Annotated in this window: 20 protein-coding genes; 5 read left to right on the forward strand and 15 right to left on the reverse strand. The window is 52.0% G+C overall.

Translation table 11 applies throughout. From position 1 onward, the window contains the following. Positions 1-224 precede the first annotated feature (224 nt). The 3 genes from creC to cdd all read right to left on the reverse strand — a co-directional run bounded on the left by creC (position 225) and on the right by cdd (position 2,867). A complete protein-coding gene (creC, locus tag ACO0LG_RS23690) occupies positions 225-1,664 on the reverse strand; it encodes a two-component system sensor histidine kinase CreC (protein ID WP_423030058.1) in 1,440 nt (479 codons plus the stop codon). Next, positions 1,661-2,383 (reverse strand): two-component system response regulator CreB, encoded by a 723-nt coding sequence (gene creB, locus ACO0LG_RS23695; RefSeq protein ID WP_423030060.1) that lies wholly within the window; start codon positions 2,381-2,383, stop codon positions 1,661-1,663. The genes creC and creB overlap by 4 nt, the downstream gene beginning before the upstream one ends. Before the next feature lie 82 nt (positions 2,384-2,465). Next, positions 2,466-2,867, reverse strand: a complete 402-nt coding sequence (gene cdd, locus ACO0LG_RS23700; protein ID WP_423030062.1) for a cytidine deaminase — start codon at positions 2,865-2,867, stop codon at positions 2,466-2,468. A 51-nt stretch (positions 2,868-2,918) separates the two neighbouring features. Between cdd and ACO0LG_RS23705 the strand changes: the two genes are divergently transcribed. From ACO0LG_RS23705 to ACO0LG_RS23720, 4 genes are all read left to right on the forward strand, one after another. Beyond that, positions 2,919-4,391, forward strand: a complete 1,473-nt coding sequence (locus tag ACO0LG_RS23705) for a diguanylate cyclase (RefSeq protein WP_423030064.1) — start codon at positions 2,919-2,921, stop codon at positions 4,389-4,391. Between the two features lie 139 nt (positions 4,392-4,530). Further along, the gene (locus ACO0LG_RS23710) at positions 4,531-5,172 is read left to right on the forward strand and encodes a DUF5610 domain-containing protein (RefSeq protein WP_423030066.1); all 642 of its coding nucleotides are present in this window, start codon (positions 4,531-4,533) and stop codon (positions 5,170-5,172) included. Between the two features lie 504 nt (positions 5,173-5,676). After that, on the forward strand, positions 5,677-6,108 hold the full coding sequence (locus ACO0LG_RS23715; protein WP_423030068.1) for a CC0125/CC1285 family lipoprotein: 432 nt from the start codon (positions 5,677-5,679) through the stop codon (positions 6,106-6,108). 1 nt (position 6,109) lies between these two features. Then, a complete protein-coding gene (locus tag ACO0LG_RS23720; RefSeq protein WP_423030070.1) occupies positions 6,110-6,547 on the forward strand; it encodes a hypothetical protein in 438 nt (145 codons plus the stop codon). 188 nt (positions 6,548-6,735) lie between these two features. Here the strand turns inward: ACO0LG_RS23720 and ACO0LG_RS23725 are convergent, their stop codons facing one another. The 8 genes from ACO0LG_RS23725 to ACO0LG_RS23760 all read right to left on the reverse strand — a co-directional run bounded on the left by ACO0LG_RS23725 (position 6,736) and on the right by ACO0LG_RS23760 (position 15,793). Further along, entirely contained in the window at positions 6,736-7,578 is an 843-nt protein-coding gene (locus ACO0LG_RS23725) for a 2OG-Fe(II) oxygenase family protein (RefSeq protein WP_423030072.1), read from the reverse strand. Between the two features lie 12 nt (positions 7,579-7,590). Beyond that, positions 7,591-8,589 carry a nucleoside hydrolase gene (locus tag ACO0LG_RS23730; RefSeq protein WP_423030074.1) on the reverse strand — a complete coding sequence of 333 codons (999 nt, stop codon included), beginning with the start codon at positions 8,587-8,589 and terminating at the stop codon, positions 7,591-7,593. A gap of 388 nt (positions 8,590-8,977) precedes the next feature. Further along, positions 8,978-9,949: an ABC transporter permease gene (locus ACO0LG_RS23735; protein ID WP_423030076.1), complete on the reverse strand. Its 972-nt coding sequence runs from the start codon at positions 9,947-9,949 to the stop codon at positions 8,978-8,980. Next, entirely contained in the window at positions 9,946-11,028 is a 1,083-nt protein-coding gene (locus tag ACO0LG_RS23740; RefSeq protein ID WP_423030078.1) for an ABC transporter permease, read from the reverse strand. Before ACO0LG_RS23740 ends, ACO0LG_RS23735 begins: the two co-directional genes overlap by 4 nt. A 76-nt stretch (positions 11,029-11,104) precedes the next feature. After that, positions 11,105-12,634, reverse strand: a complete 1,530-nt coding sequence (locus ACO0LG_RS23745) for an ABC transporter ATP-binding protein (protein WP_423030080.1) — start codon at positions 12,632-12,634, stop codon at positions 11,105-11,107. A 121-nt stretch (positions 12,635-12,755) separates the two neighbouring features. Further along, a complete protein-coding gene (locus ACO0LG_RS23750; protein WP_423030082.1) occupies positions 12,756-13,760 on the reverse strand; it encodes a BMP family lipoprotein in 1,005 nt (334 codons plus the stop codon). 279 nt (positions 13,761-14,039) lie between these two features. After that, a complete protein-coding gene (gene rbsK, locus ACO0LG_RS23755; RefSeq protein ID WP_423030084.1) occupies positions 14,040-14,969 on the reverse strand; it encodes a ribokinase in 930 nt (309 codons plus the stop codon). Positions 14,970-15,415: 446 nt separating this feature from the next. Next, positions 15,416-15,793, reverse strand: coding sequence for a hypothetical protein (locus ACO0LG_RS23760; RefSeq protein WP_423030086.1), 378 nt, complete (start codon positions 15,791-15,793; stop codon positions 15,416-15,418). Between the two features lie 244 nt (positions 15,794-16,037). Between ACO0LG_RS23760 and ACO0LG_RS23765 the strand changes: the two genes are divergently transcribed. After that, positions 16,038-16,265 (forward strand): hypothetical protein, encoded by a 228-nt coding sequence (locus tag ACO0LG_RS23765; protein ID WP_423030088.1) that lies wholly within the window; start codon positions 16,038-16,040, stop codon positions 16,263-16,265. Between the two features lie 29 nt (positions 16,266-16,294). Here ACO0LG_RS23765 and ACO0LG_RS23770 read toward each other — a convergent pair whose 3' ends face one another. The 4 genes from ACO0LG_RS23770 to ACO0LG_RS23785 form a co-directional block, all read right to left on the reverse strand. Next, positions 16,295-16,606, reverse strand: coding sequence for a hypothetical protein (locus ACO0LG_RS23770; RefSeq protein ID WP_423030090.1), 312 nt, complete (start codon positions 16,604-16,606; stop codon positions 16,295-16,297). Between the two features lie 309 nt (positions 16,607-16,915). Beyond that, positions 16,916-17,107, reverse strand: a complete 192-nt coding sequence (locus tag ACO0LG_RS23775) for a Thivi_2564 family membrane protein (protein ID WP_422952219.1) — start codon at positions 17,105-17,107, stop codon at positions 16,916-16,918. A gap of 100 nt (positions 17,108-17,207) precedes the next feature. Then, a complete protein-coding gene (locus ACO0LG_RS23780) occupies positions 17,208-17,495 on the reverse strand; it encodes a collagen-like protein (RefSeq protein ID WP_423030092.1) in 288 nt (95 codons plus the stop codon). 312 nt (positions 17,496-17,807) lie between these two features. Beyond that, entirely contained in the window at positions 17,808-19,694 is a 1,887-nt protein-coding gene (locus tag ACO0LG_RS23785; protein ID WP_423030094.1) for a hypothetical protein, read from the reverse strand. Positions 19,695-20,076: the final 382 nt, after the last annotated feature.

The raw sequence follows: 20,076 nt of genomic DNA on the forward strand, positions 1-20,076 counted from the left end.
GTGCGGGGATGATGTGGTTTGTGTGAAGTGGGGTGTTTCTTTGTTGTTGGAAACGTTAGCCAGTTCAAGAGGTTGATGTTGATTGGCGAATGCCACTAGTATCGTAGGTTGGGCTACGGGGTATCAGCCCAGCACTCGGTGTTTACATAACGTATACGTTTGTCGAGGTCCAGCGTTGGGCTGATGAAGCGTAGCCTAGCGAGGCCCGGCCTAACCTATGACATTCATACGTCCAAACACAACATAGCCCGCACGCCACCATCAGCCTGATTGCTCACGCTGATACTCCCGCCATGCAACAGTGCCACTTCGCGCACAAACGGCAAACCCAGTCCCGTGCTTTTTGCAGCATGCGGGCGGGGCAGGGAGTAGAAGCGGTCAAAGATTTTATCGAGGGCGTAATCTGGTATGCCTGGTCCCTGGTCGCTGATACTGATTTGCAGGGATGGCGAACCATCGGCGCTATTGATGAGATGGGTTTGCAGGCTGATACCGCTGCCTGCAGGGGCAAAGGCAATGGCGTTGTCGAGCAGGTTACCCAGTGCCTGGCGCAACAGTAATTCATCACCATTGATGCTGGTGATGGCGATGTCTATATCCTGTTGCAAGTGCAGGGACTTGGCTAATAATCTGGGTTGCGCATCTTCAGTCACCAGTGCCAGCAGGCGCGGGATGTTGATGGCTTGTACGTGCTCCAGGCTTTGCTGTTTTTCCAGCTTGACCAGGGCCAGCAATTTATCGATAAGTTGACGCTGGCGAGAATTTTGTTCCAGGATGTTGTTCAAAAAATGCTGCCTGTCAGCGGCGGGCATGTCTTCGCGCATGAGTTCGGCAGAGCCTTGTATCGAAGCGATGGGACTCTTCAACTCATGCGCCATGGTGTGCATGAGTTGTTCTACATATTGCTTGCCTTCGAGCTTGTCACGCATGGCTTCAAGCGCACGGCCCAGGCTGCCGATTTCATTATTGCCCAGTGCCGGTAGGCTAGTTTTTTCGCCGTTTTCTACGCTGGCAGCATAGGTTTGCAGCTTGCGCAAAGTGCGGTTCAGCCACCATGAAAAACCTAACCCTATTAACAGAGACCCCAGCCACAACCAGGCACTGCGTTGCAATATCTTGCGCTGGCTGCGCCAGATAAACGGGTTGATGGTGGAGATGGGTTTGGCGACCGTCAGTGAACCTATGATGCGGCCATGGTCAAGGATGGGGGCTGCCACATGCATGACACTGCTGCCTTCATCTTCCGATTTGCTACGGGTGCTGCGGGCACCGTATTTGCCTTGCAGGGTGCGGTTGACATCATTCCAGCGTGAGTAGTCCTGCCCCACGTCCTTGCCATCGCTGTCAAAGATGACGATGCCTTTGATGTCGGTGATATAGATGCGGTAATCAAGGCTGGTCTTGCGTATACCGCTGATGTTGGCATCGATGCTGCGTTGCGCATAGTTTTGCAGACGCTTCATCAAATCACTGTCGGCGACTTTGCCTGCTGCCACGTCTTCTGCCACCAGGGTGGCCAGCATGTGGGCAGTGTCGATGAGGGTGTCTTCCAGCGTGGCGCGCACACCGGGTTTGATTTCTTCGACGACCACATTCAGGATCAGCCAGGCGCTTAAACCCAGTATTAAAAAATAACCCAGCAGTATGCGCAGGCCTATCTTCATGCAGGTGACCAGCTATAGCCCATGCCGCGGTGGGTGATGATGCCTTCATCATTTGCTTCAGCATCATCTGTCACGGCTGTATTGTTGAGCCTCGCCTGCCGCAGTTTGGCGCGCAGGCATTTGACGTGGGCATCGACGGTACGGTCCAGCGTATCAGGCGCGTTGGTCCAGACGATGTCCATGAGTTGGGCGCGTGAAAATAAATGGCCGGGGCTTTCCATGAGCGTCTTGAGCAGCAGGTATTCATAACGCGTCAGGTTCAGTGTCTGACCATAGGCAAGTATGCGCGCTTCTTGCGGTTTCAATTCAAAACGGGATACTGCAGTTTCTGCCGCAGTTTGCACCTTGCCTTGCTGGCGCCGCAAAATCGCGCGTATGCGGGCCACCACTTCGCGTGGTGAAAAGGGTTTGCTGACATAGTCATCCGCACCGATTTCCAGCCCGACGATGCGGTCTATTTCATCGTTGCGTGCAGTTAAAAACAGCACGGGCGTATCTGAAAACTGGCGTAACTGGCGGCAAACATCAAAGCCGCTGATATCTGGCAAACCGATGTCGAGCACGATCAGGGCAGGTGGCGTATCCGTGGTACGCAAGAGCTCAATTGCTTGCTGGCCCAGGCTCAGGTGTTGCGGGATAAAACCGTCAGTCTTCAGGGCATAGGCCAGGGTATCGGCGATGCTGACTTCATCTTCGATGATCAGTATGGATTTGCTCATGCAGGAGATGATAGGTATTGAAGATAGCGATGTTGAACATCCCGCACAGGGATGTTGAAATGCTGTGCGGGATGCTGGAAATTTATTCCGGCTTCAGGTAAAACGCATCTGGCAACTGGTCGCCTGCCGTGGTGGTCTTGAGATCACCTTTGAGATTCGTCAGCAGCACGGGCAATTCTGGCCCACCCAGCTCAATGATGACCTGGCGGCAGGCGCCGCATGGGGCGATCGGGCCTTCGGTATCGCCCGTCACTGCGATGGCAGCAAAATCGCCAGGACGGTAGCCGGCAGCAATGGCAGAAAATAGTGCTGTGCGTTCTGCACAATTGCACAAACCATAAGAGGCATTTTCTACATTACAGCCATGAAAAGTCTTGCCATCCTTGGTCAATACGGCAGCGCCGACCTTGAATGTGGAGTAGGGCGCATAAGCGGATTCACGGGCTGTATTGGCAGCTTGCAATAGTTCACTTTTGTTAAACATGTTCGTCTTTCGTTGGTATAGGCGACATTGTATTATCAAACCATGTCAAATATGGTGAATCAGCTTAAATCCTCCGCTCCCGGCCAGGTCGGGCAGGATGGACAAGCGCATTCTCCCTTAAGAAAAAAACTGCAGGAAATCGTCTTCCTCATCTGTGCAGCTGGCCTCTACTACCTTGCTGCACGCACGGGCATGCAATTGTTTGCCCTCAAACCCAGCAATATCACCTTGCTGTGGCTGGCGTCTGGTATAGGCATGGTAATGGGCATGCGCCATGGCTTGCTGGCTTTCCCTTTCATTTTGATTGCCAGCTTCTGTGCAAATTATCCCGGCATGGTCGAGGTGCACAAGAATTCCCCTGCGCTTTACACGCTGATCTCTGCTATGGCTGACGGTCTGGCCGGCATCGTTGCCATGCTCATGATGCGTTTGTCCTTGCCGCAAGGTTTGCGTCAATCCACTGATTTGTTGCATTTCGGCATTAAAATCTGTTTAATACCGACCATGCTCAGCAGTCTCATCCTGAGCCTGAATTTGTCTGTCGGCGGCTACATCCATTGGGACGAGGCGGGTAATTTCTTCCGCATGCTGGTGCTGGCCGATAGCCTGGGTATCTTGCTGATTTATCCCCTCTACCAGGCCTGGCGTGATGACCATCAATTGCACAGTAATGAAGTGCAGCGGCTGGTATTGACCGGCCTGGGCATAGGGGTGCTGTTATACCTGGCGTTTCGCGGGCACCCCGGATTTATCTATTTCGTTTTGCCCGTGCTTTTGCTGCTGGCTTTTTATGTCAGCCTCAAGCTCATGACGCTGGCGCTGACTGCCAGCATGGTGGCCATTATCGCTATTACCGGGCAACAGTTAGGCCCTTTCCAAAGCAGCAATCTGGTCGAGGCGAATTTCATGCTGGTGTGCTTTGTGTGCACGACCACCTTTACGATATTGGCGGTCGCCTTGCATAACCGTCAATTGCTGACAATAGAGGCGGCCAGGCAGGAATGGCAAAAAGCCGCGGAAGTGGATGAACTGACCACGCTGATTAATCGCGCCACCTTTTTACCCATGCTGGCAGAAGAACATCAACGCGCCAAGCGCATACAACGACCTTATGCCCTGGCCTTGCTGGATATTGATCACTTTAAAAAGGTCAACGATGTATACGGGCACCAGACCGGCGATGAAGTAATCGCTCACTTTGCCAGTCTGATGCAAGCCAATACCCGTGGCATAGACAAGGCTGCCCGCCTTGGTGGAGATGAGTTTGCCGTGCTTTTTCCTGAGTCTGCTGCCATGGATGCCGCTGCCGCCATGGAAAGATTGCGTCTGCGCCTGGAAAAAAGTCCTGTCACCGTGGCCGGTATTGATATTTATGTCACCGCCAGCATAGGCATTACAGAATACCAGGGGGGAGATGTGACCCCGGGCATGGTGCGCACCCGTGCTGATCAGCTACTTTATGCAGCAAAACATGCAGGCAGAAACCGCATCATGTTTGATGCCGTGACCGACGAGGCGGCATGATATTTCAATGCATAATTATTATGAAAAATAGTTAATGGCGGTAATAATCATCTGATTTTGCCATTGCATTTTTGCCTTCCATGCTCCATAACGATAGTACAGGACTAAACATCCACCACTATTATCAGGGAGCAATACGATGAGTATAGGCATATCCAGACAAGATCTTTACGTGCGCACTTACCAGACTGCGCAAACCAAAGCGCCCAAGACGGACGAGCAAACGGCAGACACGAATGCCACTGCCACATCTGACAGCACCAGCGTTAATCTGGATGCCAGCAAGAATGATACGGTGGTGTATTCCGACCCGCGCCTGAATAAAACGGCCGCGCCTGACCTGCAAGCCCTGCTGGAAGAATCGAACCGCAAGGCGCAGGACATCGTCAACCTGATCAAACCTCTGGTAGAGCAACAGGGGCTGGAATTGTCCAAGGTGGTCAGTGGCCAGCAAAAAATCTCGGCCAGTCCGGAAGCCATCAAGGCAGCGCAGGCAGCCGTGGCTGATGGTGGTGAGTTCAGCGTACAAAAAACTGCTGAGCGCATACTTAGCTTTGCCAAGGCAGCTATTGGCGATGACCCGGCCAAGCTGGACAAGATCACTGCCGCGGTGGAGCAGGGTTTTAAAGAAGCATCAGATATACTTGGTGGAAGTTTGCCTGATATAAGCAAGCAAACTCTGGAAACCATAAAGACAGAATTTGCACGCTGGAAATCGGATGGCATACCCTCTGGCGATACCGTGACGCTGGCAAAACCAGCGACAGCGAAAGCAGCCTGAGATGAATCGTGGTATTGCTGGTGGGGTGCGCCTTTCGCAACATCGCCTTTACGCCATATGTTTGCTTAGCCAGGGAGCGTTGCCGGGGATACCCTACAAAACTCCGTTGAACTGATGACATTAAATCCTTGTTGGTCTGCGAGCACGTATACCGCATTAAAACCCGCAGCCCCAACCCTTCATGCCGGACTCGATCCGCCATGAAGGCTACGGTCTACTTGCAGGCGATGTTTATTGCCCTGCATAATGCCGACCCTGTATCCTTTCCCCTCCCTGCCACAACAATCATTGCGCGCAAGATTTCAGCCTGTGTAAGCGTATAATTTGTTAAAATCCCCCGTTCAAAATTCGCGTGCCATGAATCTGCTGTCTTAGTGGATTTGGTCTGGCATTTGCAAGACACCACATCAGTGCTCCAGTTTTTATATCACTGATGAATACTGTTCCGTGGTCTTCGCTCCGTTCGCACGCAATCCGCACTTATTCGTTATCAGGAGTTATTTTTTGCAAAAATTATGTTTTCTTTTGGCGTCCAGCATTTTGCTGAGTGCTTGCGCCACCAGCTACCAGAGCTCGGGCATTACTGGTGGATACTATCAAATACCCGGACCAGGCAAACTGGATAAAGTGATTTTCTCCGGAAATGGATTTATCAAGCCAGATAGTGTGCAGGACTATGCGCTGTATCGTGCAGCAGAAATCGCCAAGTCAAAGAACAAGCCTTACTTCATTCTTTATCGTACCCTGGTTCATGCGGCAAAGGATGTTCCTGCCTACTCTCCTTTGGTGGGCTGGATGGATGGCAAGCCAGTTGCCTATTCCTTTGTGCTGTATCTCGACGAATTCCAAACAGGTGCATTTACAACGGCAACAGTGTTGACTGATCTCGCCAAGGTGGTACGGCCCGCACCAGTTGTAGCAGGCAGGGAGCAATGACATGAGATTATTTAATTATGCGACCATCACCTTAGCCGCCCTGGTGTTGTGTGCCTGCAATACTTTACCTACTTATACACCGGGCGCAGATACCAAGATGGTACCGATCCGTGTCATGTCTGGCGGTACCTATTCATTATGTCAAAAAGGGAAACGCTTTAGCCTGCCTTTGAAAATGGAAGCGAACGATGTGGGCCATATCTATGTGCCAGCCGGCGATGTGATCGGCTTATCAGTGTACTCATCGCAACCAGGCTATAACAAAATTACCTATTGCACGGTAGGCCTTAACTTCAAGCCGATGGAAAACCATGCTTATGTGATGAACAGCGGTCTTTATGAAAGCAAATGCTTCACTGAACTGGTCAGGCAGGATTCAAGCAAAGATACTGGCGTCAGCGTTGATTCTAGCGTTACCTACTATAGCTGCACACCCTGATATGCGGTTGGTTCCACGGTTTTAAAAGTGCTTGGTGGTGCGTGTCGTGCGTACCATTGTATGGATACCATGCATTTACTCAGGTGGGAAGCGGTGTGCGTGGCGTAACATACAAAAAAGCCCGCAACAGGTGTCTGTTACGGGCTTTTCACTTGCAGATGGCCTTGCAAAACCAAACTGCAAAAAGCTTACTTCTTCACACCCAGCTCGCGCAAACGCTCTTGCAGATAACTGCCAGAAGTATGACGCTCGGACAGCACCACATCTGCACGCGGATGTAAGAACAGTGGCAGTGAGATGCGTGATTTTTTCGCTTCTTCACCGGTAGGGTTCAGCACGCGATGGATAGTCGATGGATAGTAACCTGCCGAGGCTTCATCAAGCATGTCGCCGATATTCACGATCAGCATGCCAAAGTCGCAGGGCACGTCATGCCATGCATCGTCCTTGCCTTGTACCTGCAAACCGGCTTGAGTCGCAGCAGGCAGCAGGGTCAGCAGGTTGATGTCGCCATGGGCAGCGGCGCGTACTGCATCTGGTTCTTCATCGCCACGCAGAGGGGGGTAATGCAGAACGCGCAGCAGGGTCAGGTCACTGTCGGTGATCATGTCTGACAGAGGCATGGAATACCTGGCCTTGACATCAGCAGGTGAGTGATCTTCTACCCATTGCAACAACTCTGCTGCCAGCTTGGCACCATCGTCATAATACTTGCGTGCCGCATCCGACACTTCAGTCGGATAACGGCCTGTCGGGTAGATATGATAAAACTCTTTCAGGTCACGCTTGGTCTGGCCCTTGGCTGTTTCGGAAATTTTTGGCGAAAAATAGCCATCCATTTTCTCAGCATCAAAGTCATACTTGTTCTTCGCATCGGTCTGGAAAAACTCATACCATTCCTTGTAGATGGTTTCCAGTGTGCTTTGCGACAAGGGGTGATTGGTCAATACACCAAAGCCGGTGCGGTGCAGGCTTTCAGTGAATTTTTTCGCAGCATCGGGTGCGCGATAATCAACTGGTTCTATGAACATGATGGTCTCCCCTTATTGCGCCAGCGGTGCCTGCAACCAGTTTGACGCCAGGGTTGCATCGATCAATTGTTTACATGCCTCTGCATCGACCTTCATGCAAACGCGGGTTTCTGGTTTGCTGGCTTCCCAACCTGCCTGCGGATAAGGAATAGGCAGTTTTGCCATCATGGTCTGGCCATTGCCTATACCTTCTTTGGCAACACGTACGCGGCCAGAGTTGGTTTCGAAAATCTGCGGTGCCACCAGCCAGACAAATGCCAGCACATCGTGACCATAGCAGGCATGACCCAGGTCCGGGCGTATGCTTTGGTAGAAGTTGGCGTAGAAGTTGACCGCGTGTGACAGGGTATCCATCGCCACATGCTTGTGTTTTTCTGCCAGGGCAGCAAAGAAGGTCGAAGGCAAGACCACGCGGTGAGTCACGTCCAGACCCACCATGGTCAAATCCCAGCCTGCTGTGAAGACCAGATCAGCCGCGTCCGGGTCATTCCAGACATTGGCTTCTGCCACTGGCGAGACATTGCCTGGTTCATCAACGGTACCTGCCATCAGCACGACTTGCTTCAGCAGTTTTGGCAGTTGTGGTTCCATCTTCAGGGCCAGGCCCAGGTTACCCAGCGGGCCAACCGCGACCAGAGTGATTTCGCCCGGATGCTGGCGTGCCATCTTGACGATGAATTCAGCGGCGCTTTCTACTTCTGCCTTGCCACCGACTTCAATACGGCTGTTCAGGTTACCCAAACCATCAGCACCGTGGATGAAATCTGGCGGCATGCCAGGTGCTTTGGCGAAAGGTACAGGCACGCCTTGGGCGACAGGGATATGGCGGCCCGCAATGCGTGTCAGGTACAAGGCATTGATGGTGGCTTGCTCAACATGGACATTACCAAAAGTAGTCGTGATACCAACCACATCGATATCAGGATGTGCCAGTGCGAAATACAAGGCCATTGCATCATCGACGCCTGGATCCGTATCAAAAATGACTTTATGTTTTGCTGTTGTTGACATGTGTATGCTCTCCAAAATTACACCGGCTGGCCATTGGGCAGAACCCAGTCGCGATGTGAATTGTTGCAGTTGACCCGGTTCAAGGAGGTCGAAATTATGTTTTAAAATCTTAGACCGAAAAGCACACCACAGAGGCACGGAGACACAGAGGGTGCACAGAGAAAGGCGAGTGAGAAGCCGAAGTGTTGGCTTATTCGTAGGTTGGGCTACGGTTTACCAGCCCGACACTCGGCGTTTCAATAACGTATTCGTCGATTGTAGGCTAAGTGTTGGGCTGATGAAGCGTAGCCCAACCTACGTATTTGCAACCTACATGACTCTTCCGTCTTTCTCTGTGCCCCCTCTGTGTCTCTGTGCCTCTGTGTTGAGAGGTCTTATGTTTTTCAAATTATCGTGACTTCACAAACGGCTGACCAATCGCTTTCGGGGCGACGGACTTTGCCATCAAGCCTGCCAGAACGATCACGGTCACGACGTAAGGTATCATTTGTATCAAAGAGCCCGGTACCTTGCCTATGCCAGGGAAGACCACGCCTTCGATCTGTACTTGCAGGGCGGCGAAGAAGCCGAACATCAGGCAACCAAGTGCAGTGTACAAAGGCCGCCAGTTGCCAAACACCAGCGCCGTCAAGGCCAGGTAGCCATTACCGGCGGACATGTCGCGCAGGAAGAAGCCACTTTGCACGATGGATAAATACGCACCAGAAAAGGAGCACAGCACGCCAGCGCACAGCATGGCCATGAAGCGGGTGCGTTCTACATTAATGCCCGCCGCATCTGCCGCATGCGGGTTCTCGCCTACAGCGCGCAGGCGCAGGCCAAAGCGGGTGTGGTATAAGACCCAGTGCACGACAGGGATCAAGGCAAATGCCAGATACACCAGCACGCTATGTCCACCAATGAGCCTGGTATAAAACCAGCCCAGAAAGGGGATGTTGGCAACAGCGGCTGAACCTGGCAGCACGATATCAAACAAACGCGCATCACCCAGGTCAGGCGTGCGGCCACCCTGCTGGAAGAAATACTGGGCAACCACAAAGGTCAAACCACTGAGCGCGATATTAAGGGCAATACCGGCGACCAGTTGATTACCTTTTTGCGTGATGCTGACAAAACCTTGCAACAGGGCGATGGCAGCAGAAATACCCACGCCCGCCATGATACCCAGCCAAGGGTTCTTGGTCACAACAGCCACGGCCGCAGAAACAAAGGCGGCGGCCAGCATCTTGCCTTCCAGTGCCAGATCAACGACACCGCTGCGTTCTGCAAACAGGCCAGCCATGGCAGCAAACATCAATACCGGTGCATTGCGTATGGTCGATACCAGGATGCTGGAAAATTGAAAGTCATCAAACATCATTTTTCCTTACGCTTGAGCAGGGCAGACAGGGCAGGTGCATACAGGTTTTCCATGGCACCGCAGAACAGGATGATCAAACCCTGGATAAAGATAAACGTCTCTGGCGGGATATTGGCTTTTTCTAGCGACAGATCAAAACCACCCTGTATCAGCGCGCCAAATAATATGGATGACAGCAGGATACCGACCGGATGCTGACGCCCCATCAGGGCAATCGCGATACCGATAAAACCGGCACCAGCAGGGAAGTTCAGCGGCAGGTAATGGGTAGAACCCATGATGGAATTAACCGCCGCCAGGCCCGCCAGTGCACCAGATACCATCATCGTGATGATAATGGTTTTGCTGATGGAGATACCGGCATAGTGCGCCGCATGCTGGTTCAGGCCAGTGGCGCGCAACTGATAACCCCAGGTCGTTCGCCAGACCACGACGCCATAAATCACCAGCGCCACCAGCGCCAGCACAAAGCTGACGTTCAAAGGAGTTTCACCCAGCACCGGCAAGATGCCATTCAGTTTAGGCAACCAGGAGGCATCGGCAAACATGCGGCTGGAGGTATTTTGCCCGCCCATAGGTACCAGGATGCTGATGATCACAAAATTCATCAGGCAGGCAGCGATGAAGTTGAACATGATGGTCGTCACGACCACATGGCTGCCGCGTTTGGCTTGCAGATACCCCGGCAAAAAAGCCCATGCCGCACCAAAAGCGGCACTGCCCAGCATCGCCAGTGGTATCAGCAACCAGCCTGGTACGGAAGAGTCCAGCCACAGCAAGACCAGGGTCAGGCCCAGGCCGCCGAGATACATTTGGCCTTCACTGCCGATATTGAACAAGCCGGCCTGCATGGCCACCGACACGGACAAACCGGTGAAGATAAAGGTCGCTGCATAAAACAGGGTATAGCCCAAACCCTCAGGGTTCAGCACAGCGGCGTTGATGAGGATGCCCAGGCATTCTACCGGGCTTTCACCCAGCAGATAAATCACACCCGCCGCGACCAGTAAGGCAGAGAACAGGTTTAACAGCGGCAGGGCAAATGCGGTGGCCCAGCGTGGGAGGTCGGCTTGATTCATCGTTGTTTGGTCGCTTGTCTGTGTTCGCTTCTTCTTGCAATATTCTTACCAGGGCTGGATCTAATCCATGGTGCTTTTAATGCGTATGGATACCACCCATGAGGCAACCGATCTCGGTTGCATCAAATTCTTCTGCCTTCAATTCACCCGTGATCGCACCACTTGAAATCACCAGGATGCGGTCAGCCAGGGCACGTACTTCTTCCAGTTCTACCGATACCAGCAAAATAGCAATGCCGGCATCACGCATCGCCAAGAGGCGGGTATGCAGGCTTTCTATCGTGCCTATATCCACACCACGGGTAGGCTGGCCCACCAGCATCAGTTTGGGGTTGGCCGCAATCTCGCGTGCCATCACCACTTTTTGCTGGTTGCCACCAGACAGCAGGGCAATACGCAACTGCGGGTCTGCCGGGCGCACGTCAAATTTCGCCAGCAAGTCTGTGCAATTCTTCAAAATGCTTTTGTAGTCGAGCAAACCAAAAGACTTGCCGAGTTTTTTCTGGTAACCCAGAAAGCTGTTCATCATCACCGAGAAATTCTTGACAACGGCATCGCGCAAGCGGTCTTCCGGCACATGGGCTATGCCCAGGTCGCGGAAAGTCGCCGGCAAGCCATCGGCATCCTTGCGGCCAGCAAACGGTAAATCCTTGCCCTGCATTAGCAGCTTGCCACTGGTGGGCAGGCGCATGCCGCTTAAAATCTCCAGTAACTCACTCTGGCCATTACCAGAGACACCGGCAATCGCCACGATTTCACCAGCGCGGATATTGAAACTGACATTCTTCAACAAGCTGACTTTTTGCGCGTTGACGAGGTTCAGGTCCTTGACTTCCAGCACCGTCTCGCCCGGCGCATAGGCAGCGCGCGGCAAGTGGGTGACTATCGGGCGGCCCACCATCATCTCGGCCATTTGTGCCGTCGTGGTGTCCTTGGTCGCTACTGAACCGATGACAGCTCCACCGCGCATGACGGTGACCTGGTCGGTGATTTCCTGTATCTCTTGCAGCTTGTGGGTAATCAGGATGATGGTCTTGCCCTGTTCCTTGAACAGGCGCAGCACTTCAAATAATGAGGCTGTCTCTTGCACCGTCAATACGGCGGTAGGTTCATCGAGGATCAGGATATTCGCGCTACGGTAAATCTGCTTGAGGATTTCCACCCTTTGCTGCACGCCGACAGACAAATCCTGTATCGTCGCCAGCGGATCTACATCGAGGGAATAGCGTTTGCAGATGTCGCGCAACTTGGCTTCTACTTCATGGCGCCTTGGCTTCAGGCGATAGCCGCCTTCTGTGCCCAGCATGACATTGTCGAGCACGGTCATGTTCTCGACCAGCATGAAATGCTGATGCACCATGCCTATGCCCAGGTTGATCGCCTCCTGGCTGTTGCGGATATGTTGTTCTGCGCCATTGAGGAGCAGCTTGCCGCTGTCGGCGCGGTAATAGCCATACAGTATGCTCATCAGCGTGGACTTGCCTGCGCCGTTTTCACCAATCACGCCGTGGATGGAACCCGGCGCAATGGAAAAGCTCACATCACGGTTGGCCTGTACTGCGCCAAAACGTTTGGAGATCTGTTGAAATTCGACTGCTGGCTGCATACTTTAGCGTTTCTTTAAAATACGATGTGCGACAGATTGGGCTCTAAACATCAATCAGGGCGCAAAGTATCTGATGAAGATACTGCGCCCTTCATACATTATTTCTACCTGATGCCAATGATCAGACTGGGCACTTATTGCCATCACGGAAATCAGCGACCTTGACCTTGCCATTGATGATGTCTTGTTTGGCCGCATTGACACGTTTTTCCATGTCAGCGCTGACGACGCTGCGGTTGTCCTTATCCAGCGCCCAGTCTACGCCGCCTTCTTTCAGGCCTTTGTATTGGGTACCGTTTTTCCAGTTACCGTTTTTCAATTGCATGAAGCTGTCATAAATGGCTTGATCTACGCGCTTGACCATGGATGTCAGCATGCTGCCTGGGTGCATGTAGTTCTGGTTGGAGTCAACACCTATGCCCAGCTTGCCTTTTTCTTTGACCGCTTGCAAAGTGCCCATGCCGCTACCACCGGCTGCTGCAAAAATCACATCGACGCCCCGCTCAAACTGGGCGCGTGCCAGCTCGCCGCCTTTGGCCGGATCATTCCAGGCTGCAGTAGTGGTACCAACCATGTTTTGTACCACATCAATCTTGGGCTCAGTCGCTTTTGCACCTTGTGCATAGCCACAGGCAAAATTGCGGATCAGCGGGATATCCATGCCGCCTACAAAGCCTACCTTTTTGGATTTGCTGGCAATCGCTGCTGCCACGCCCACCAGGTAAGATCCTTCCTGTTCCTTGAACAGCACAGAGCTGACATTGTCACCTGTGGCAATACCGTCTATCAGCACGAATTTGGTTTTTGGGAATTCCTTGGCGATGTTTTGTACCGCCTGTGCCTGGCCAAAGCCGATCGCGGCGATCAGATCGACATTTTTACGAGCCAGGTTACGCAAGACTTGTTCAGTCTGGGTGTCACTGGCGACTTGCACTTCGATGAAGTTCAGCTTGGTTTCTTTCTTGAAACGCTCTGCGCCTTCCGATGCGGACTGGTTGAAGGACTTGTCAAACTTGCCGCCTGCATCGTAGATCACTGCAAATTTAAGGTCTGCAGCATAAGCACTGGCCGCGCCGCCGACAGCCATCAGGGTCGCCAGGGACAGGCAGATTTGCTTGAGTTTCATGAAATTTCCTTCATCAGATGTCGTTGTGCTGTGCGCTCAAAAAGAGCATGCAGCGCCCAAATTAAAAACCACGTTACTTTTTGCTGCCACAGCCTGGACTTGATAAAAGTGAGCCAGTCTTGAAAGCCTGTGCAAGCCTAACATGGTGCAGACATTTCGTTTCAGCCACGCGGGCGAAATTTTATCAAAAACAGAGTTGGTGCTGGTGGCGGGGCATGATTTGGGACTTTTACTCAATGTTGCCCAATTGTGGTCCTGCTTTCCAAGCCTGTTTTTTTCTCAAGCAGCCTTGCCAACCGCCATAAAATCCAGTACCTGCTGGCGTTGCGGTATGGATGTCTGTGCGCCCAGCTTGGTGACAGTGAGTGCTGCCGTGTATTGCGCTTCACGGCTGGCATCCATCACGCTTAGGCCATTCGCCAGACCAACCGCAAAGGCACCGACAAAGGTGTCGCCAGCAGCAGTGGTATCGACCACATCGACCTTGACAGCCGGGATGAACTGGCTGCCTGTGCTCTCAGTGATCAGGGCACCATGCTCACCCATGGTCAGCAAGACCGTGCCTGTACCACGTTGCAAGATTTGTTCCGAGGCGGCTTTGGCGCTGGCCTGGTCAATCACCGTCACGCCACTCAATTGCGAGGCTTCGGTTTCATTCAGGATCAGGTAATCGACCTGGGCCAGCAAGGCATCTGTCAGGTCTTGTGCCGGGGCCGGGTTCAAAATGACTTTAACACCCTTGGCGCGGGCAATTTCTATCGCGCGGGTCACCGTAGCGAGCGGGGTTTCAAGTTGGCAAACCAGTAATTGCGCACCGGCGATGGTGGCTGTAGCTGCCTCAACCTGGGCAGGGGTTAAAGTTGCATTGGCACCTGCTGCCAGCACGATGCTATTGTCGCCGCCATCTTCTACCAGAATGCCAGCCACGCCTGTGGCAACACCGGCTACGCGCGCCAGATGGGTCAGGTCCATGCCCTCAGCGGCCAGGCAATCGTGTGAAAAACTGCCAAAACCATCATCACCCACCGCACCGATAAAGCTGACCTGCGCACCCTGGCGGGCAGCGGCTACGGCCTGGTTGGCCCCTTTGCCACCGGGAATCTGACAAAATTCATGGCCATGCAGGGTCTCGCCCAGGGCCGGCATGCGCGGCGTGCGAAAAACCAGATCCATATTGACGCTGCCGACTACAGTGATGCGTGGCTTCATGATGCTATTCTCGGTAAAAAGTTGTCGCGCAATCGTTTGCGCAATCGATTTCGTATTTAACTATGGCGCCTGTTTAACGTCAAGCGCAATCTGATTTTTTGGTCAAAAATTGTGCAAAATCGCGGCAGGCAGGCAACCATTTTATGAATATTGTTTTCAGTCTGTTTTGCTGGCATCTTCAGAGAAGGAATTTGTTGCATTGCATTAGACCATCGCGCAATGAAAAATATCATTATTGCTAGAGAATTTCATCTAATTTGCCAGCGCGGGCTGATTGTGGGGCTGTCGCGGGTGGATGTCAAATTTGGCGAGCAGTGGAGGGGAGGGAGCGAGCGAGGTGCAAATCCGAGCTTGTGCTCAAGTCTGATCTCAAAAACCAGAAGCCTGTCATTTGCCAAATAAATCGATTCAGCGCATTGGACGTATCAGCAATTGCAATAAGTAGCTCACTTTTGCTCAAGTGCATCCAATCTGGCTTGTATTTCCTTTACCTGTTCAGGGTAGCGATCTGCGTCAATGCGGCCAAGAATTCGCTTTAGTTGCAACGCATCGTCATTGGCAAAATTGAGTGCCGATAATTTCTCTCGTTCTTCTTTTGCTTTTTTTCGTGGTGAAGTCAAGATCGCATTAGCGTGATATTCGTCTGTCCCGGCATATAGTTTCTTCACGCCGACTATAAAAATAACAATTCCGATCACCACGAAACCCAGGGCTTCCCATTGACGCCATGAATAGGGTTCTGCATGCAAAAATAGGTATCCACCCAAGCATGTCATCAGTGGGCCCAGCAGCCATCCGGGCAATTTTTCCCAAGGTAAAAACATGCAGAGCTCTTTCTTGAATTCCTTGAGGATGGTGTTGAGTATAGCAAATGCAAATTAAGCATTGATAGAAAACCCCTGGAAGCTATTTTGCAAATCTGTGCAAAAGCATGAAAAACAATCCAGGTTTTCAGTGGCCCGCTTTGTACTTTCACTCATAAAGCCTGTTAATCTCCAAGCCATACGCTGTTAGAATTGTTCCTTTAGTGTCCTGTAGTGTCCATTAGTGATTTGCATCAACGATTCCATGAGCAGCAAAACAGACAACAAATTCTTATCTTTATGCCGCGCTGCCTACAAGCGCCAGGGTATGCGCATACTTTGTGCGGCTGGCCTGATCGCTGCTGCGGCTTCCTACCGCAGCAAGCAGTTTGATCTAGAGATCATGCTCAAGCTGCTGCTGGTGAGTGCAGGATTTTTTCTGGTAGCGGTGCTGATTGAATGGCAGCGGGAAAAATTTTTTGGCAAGAAATAATTGGCAGTCGCTGAGCTAAGGTGTCAGGCTCAGGTTGGTACAGGGCGGCGCAATGTTGGTTCTGCCAGTGTGACAAGGTGGCTGGAGCGGGTGTCGTCGCCCATCAGCAATCCGCCACTGTCTTCTTTATTGATTAGTACTGGTTTGGCTGCCGCAAGCTGAGGTGAGTCTAGTGCCTCGCCCGCATCCTTGTTGGGGCTTGCAGCCGATAATTTATCCCGGATGATATGCATGGGAGATGCGGGCTTGCTTTCACCATCCAATGACTTGTCTGGTTCGCTCTCTTTAGTAACGGGGAGTTTGGGCGGACTACCTTTCACGGCTTTGGCATTAGCTGTCATGTAGATTTCTTCTACACTGCCAGTATTTGGTGCTACACCTGTGATTTTATATTTCTGTTGGTGAGTTTGCTCGTCTACGAAGGCTTCAGATTTGACTTTGGTATAGCCTTGTCTCTGGGCGAGAGCGATTAACCCGCCTTCTACGCTTTCTGCTCCTGTTACGGCTTATAAATTAGAAAAGGCGTGCGAGAGGCGCGAGGGGGATAGGTGAGGGAGTGGAAAAAGGAGACAGGAAATGCAAGGAGAGGAGCAGGCATGCAATAGAATCCGCATGCCCGCAAAAGTAGCGAGCCGTAAGATGGCTGAAATCTACCAGCGCAGCTGCGGCATGTGTATACCAGGCACGATACCAAAGGCAGACAGCACGATGATGATCAGCAAGACGATGAACAACACGCGCACAACCTGGGCCACCGGAGCAGGCAAAGGCAAGAAGCCAACCAGCCACCAGATCAGGCCGAATACAACAAGATAGATAATGAGATTGACGAGCTGAACCATAATTCACCCATGTAAAGAAAGACGATGAAGTGGCAAGCATGCGTGTGTCGTGACACCTTGAATCAAGGAAACAACGACAGGCACATACTTGCCAGCAGGCTTACTTCTGTGGCACGACGACGATGGTGTCGCCTGGTTTGCCTGGCTCACCTGGCTTGCCATCTGCACCTGCCGGGCCAGTGGCACCGACTGAGGCTGCGGCTCCTGGTTCACCCTGGGCGCCAGTTGCGCCGGGCGCTCCTGGTGCGCCAGCAGGGCCAGGTACTGCAACTGGCACAGCAACTGGTACGGCTACAGGCACTGGAACAGCAACTTCTGTAGGTTTACGGTCACAAGCAGTAGTTGCCATTACAGCAGCGAGTGTCAAAACAAGGATGGAAATTTTCATAGGATTAGCCTTAGTTAATTAAAATTCTAAATAGTCACATAACAATGCCATCACAGGATGCGCGCAATAAAGTTTTGCATCCGTACGCTGACGAACATACGGCGCAATTTTTTTGACCTATATTGGCGATACCGGTAATACAAAGTGAAGTACAAAACCCTGGTTATCCGCACTGTAAAAGCAATTGGTGTGGCTGACGGGGATGAAATAGAGCAAAGAAATAGATCAAAGAAGAAAAAAACCGCAGACCTGTAAAGTCTGCGGTTTTTTTGTTGGTAATGACGCTTGGTCATGACTGTTCGCTTCGTCCGCTTACTTGGTTTTTGCTTTCAACAAGGTTTTTGGCAAGGGATTAAGCTCATTCCAGATATGGCTGACAGTGACAGTATTACTCTTGTGGCAGCTAAAGCAATTGGTGCCGCCAGCCCAATTGATATTCGAGCCCTGATGCACGGTTTCCATCGTGGTATTGGCCAGCCTGCTGGTGCCGACCTGGTTGATGGCCGTGGCTGGTGCTTTGTCTGAATCAGGTGCGCGGCCACCAGTGGTCCAGGTAGAACCTATCATCAAATAATTCTTGCGCACATCACCTGATGCCAGTTGTGAAATGACGCTATTGTTGATGGACACCAGGTCAGTGTTGGATTCTGGCGGAGTGATGACCGGGCCAGCATGGGTAGGATCAGCCTGACGCGGATTCTGGTCGGCCGCCGCACCCCAGGGCTTCCAGCGTATGGTGTCATTGGGTTTGACGATGCAAGGCTTGCTGGTATCGGTGCAAGTGATGGTATTGCCAGACGCCTTGTACAGAGTCTGGTTGAAAGGGCCTGTTGCGCCATCCTGGCTGAACAGCCATTTGCCCTTGGTATTTTGCGGCACCAGTTTTTCCACACCATTGACGTCGATGTATTTGTATTCGGCATTGGGGGTGTTATCCATGTGCTCAAAGGTCGCCCAGATCAACTCTGGATTCCCTTTTGCGCTGCCAACCACATGCACGCCTACCAGTGCCAGTTTGGTTTTTTTGTTCTTGACTGCACCCTGTTTCAGCGATGCTGGCTGGTTGATGCTGACATCTGGTATTTCAGCATCAATGATGATGAATTTCTTTTTGGTCGCTTCATCAAAACCCGTGGTTTCTATCCATGCCAGCTTCACTTCAACAGCCAGCGCTTCTGGCGCTGCCAGGTCACGCAGGCCGGCTTTCTTGGCATAGGCAACCACGTCGGCCAATTCTTGTGCCGTGGTTGGATACATCAGGTTTGCTGGTGCATTGGCTTTTCTCTGCGTCAGGAAATAAGCAAACAAATCATTCGCGGCAATTGAGTAATACACCAGCGAGCCGTTTTGTGCGACCAGTACATTGCTGCCGCCCGCCTGGCCTATCGTCATATCGACTTCGTTGCCTGCTGCATCCAGATAAATCAGGCCACCTTTGGCATCCCGCTTGAAGCTTTGCACGATATTGCTGTCGGTACTTGCCGCGGTCAATAAGGCAGTTTGCTTTTTGGGCAGGCGGGCACGCAGGTTGGCAAGCAGATCAGGTTCTATCTGCTTGCCACCCTTGGCCAGCAGGCTGACCTTGCCAGCCGCACCCACTTCAGCATGGTCTATTTCTACCGTTTTGCCAGCCTTGTCTATCGTCGTGGCCTTGCCACTCGGGGCCAGCTTGGGTGGGAGTACTTCAAACAATTTGCCGGACTTGTCAAAGGCCACGGGCAGATTATTCGGCCCCAGTTGCCGCAGCAAAGGGCTGAAGTTCATCGCCTGCCTGGTCAATTGCGGTATGAAGTTGCGTGCTCCACCGGCAGCTGGCGATACACCATAGAAAGCCGAAGAAGAGAAGATATGATCGCCACCGGGAAGCCCCTTGGGCGTGGGTGAGGTCAGCCATAAAAACATCTGGTGTGACCATTGGTAAAAACTGCATGCCGACGCATCAGCAAAATTCACACTATCGGCAGCCTTGACCAGGCCACCGTTGGTGACCACGGCTGGTTCAAACCATTGCGCGAATGGAATTGGCGCTGGGCCACCGGGATTGGCCGGGGTGGAGGTCGTGCAGGTTGGTTTGGCATCAGGCGGCAGGATTTGTGCTTGTGCCAGCGGACAAAGGCAAGCCGTAACCAGCAAAGTGATGCTGGTAGTCAGTTTCACTGCGTGGGCAGACTTGCGTTGCTTGCGATCAGACGTGTTCATGGTTTCCCTCCCGGTAGTTTTGTTTTGATGTGCTGGTGCGTCAGCTTGAATGCCTATGCAGAAAAGCATTACTTGTTGAAGATTATTGCGTTGAAGATATATCCCGGCTCTGGGGCAAATCTGCCGAATAAGATTAACATTTATTTATCTAAAGTTGTAAATAAGATTAGTAAATATGTTAATTGTTGTGAAATAACTCATCCCGTTCCCAGGGGCTTGTTTTGAGCCGGATGTTTGCAACCAACGGAAGGAGGGATTCTCACCGCAGAATTGAAGGCGTAGTGCCCGCTGATGGGTTGCTAAAGCAAACGCTGAATTGAAAAATGGGTGCAGAGTTTGCTGCACCCATCTGTACTGATCCAATTTACTTTTTACTTGATTT

Source organism: Undibacterium sp. Ji42W, assembly GCF_049340405.1.
In the GTDB taxonomy this organism is placed as follows: domain Bacteria; phylum Pseudomonadota; class Gammaproteobacteria; order Burkholderiales; family Burkholderiaceae_D; genus Undibacterium.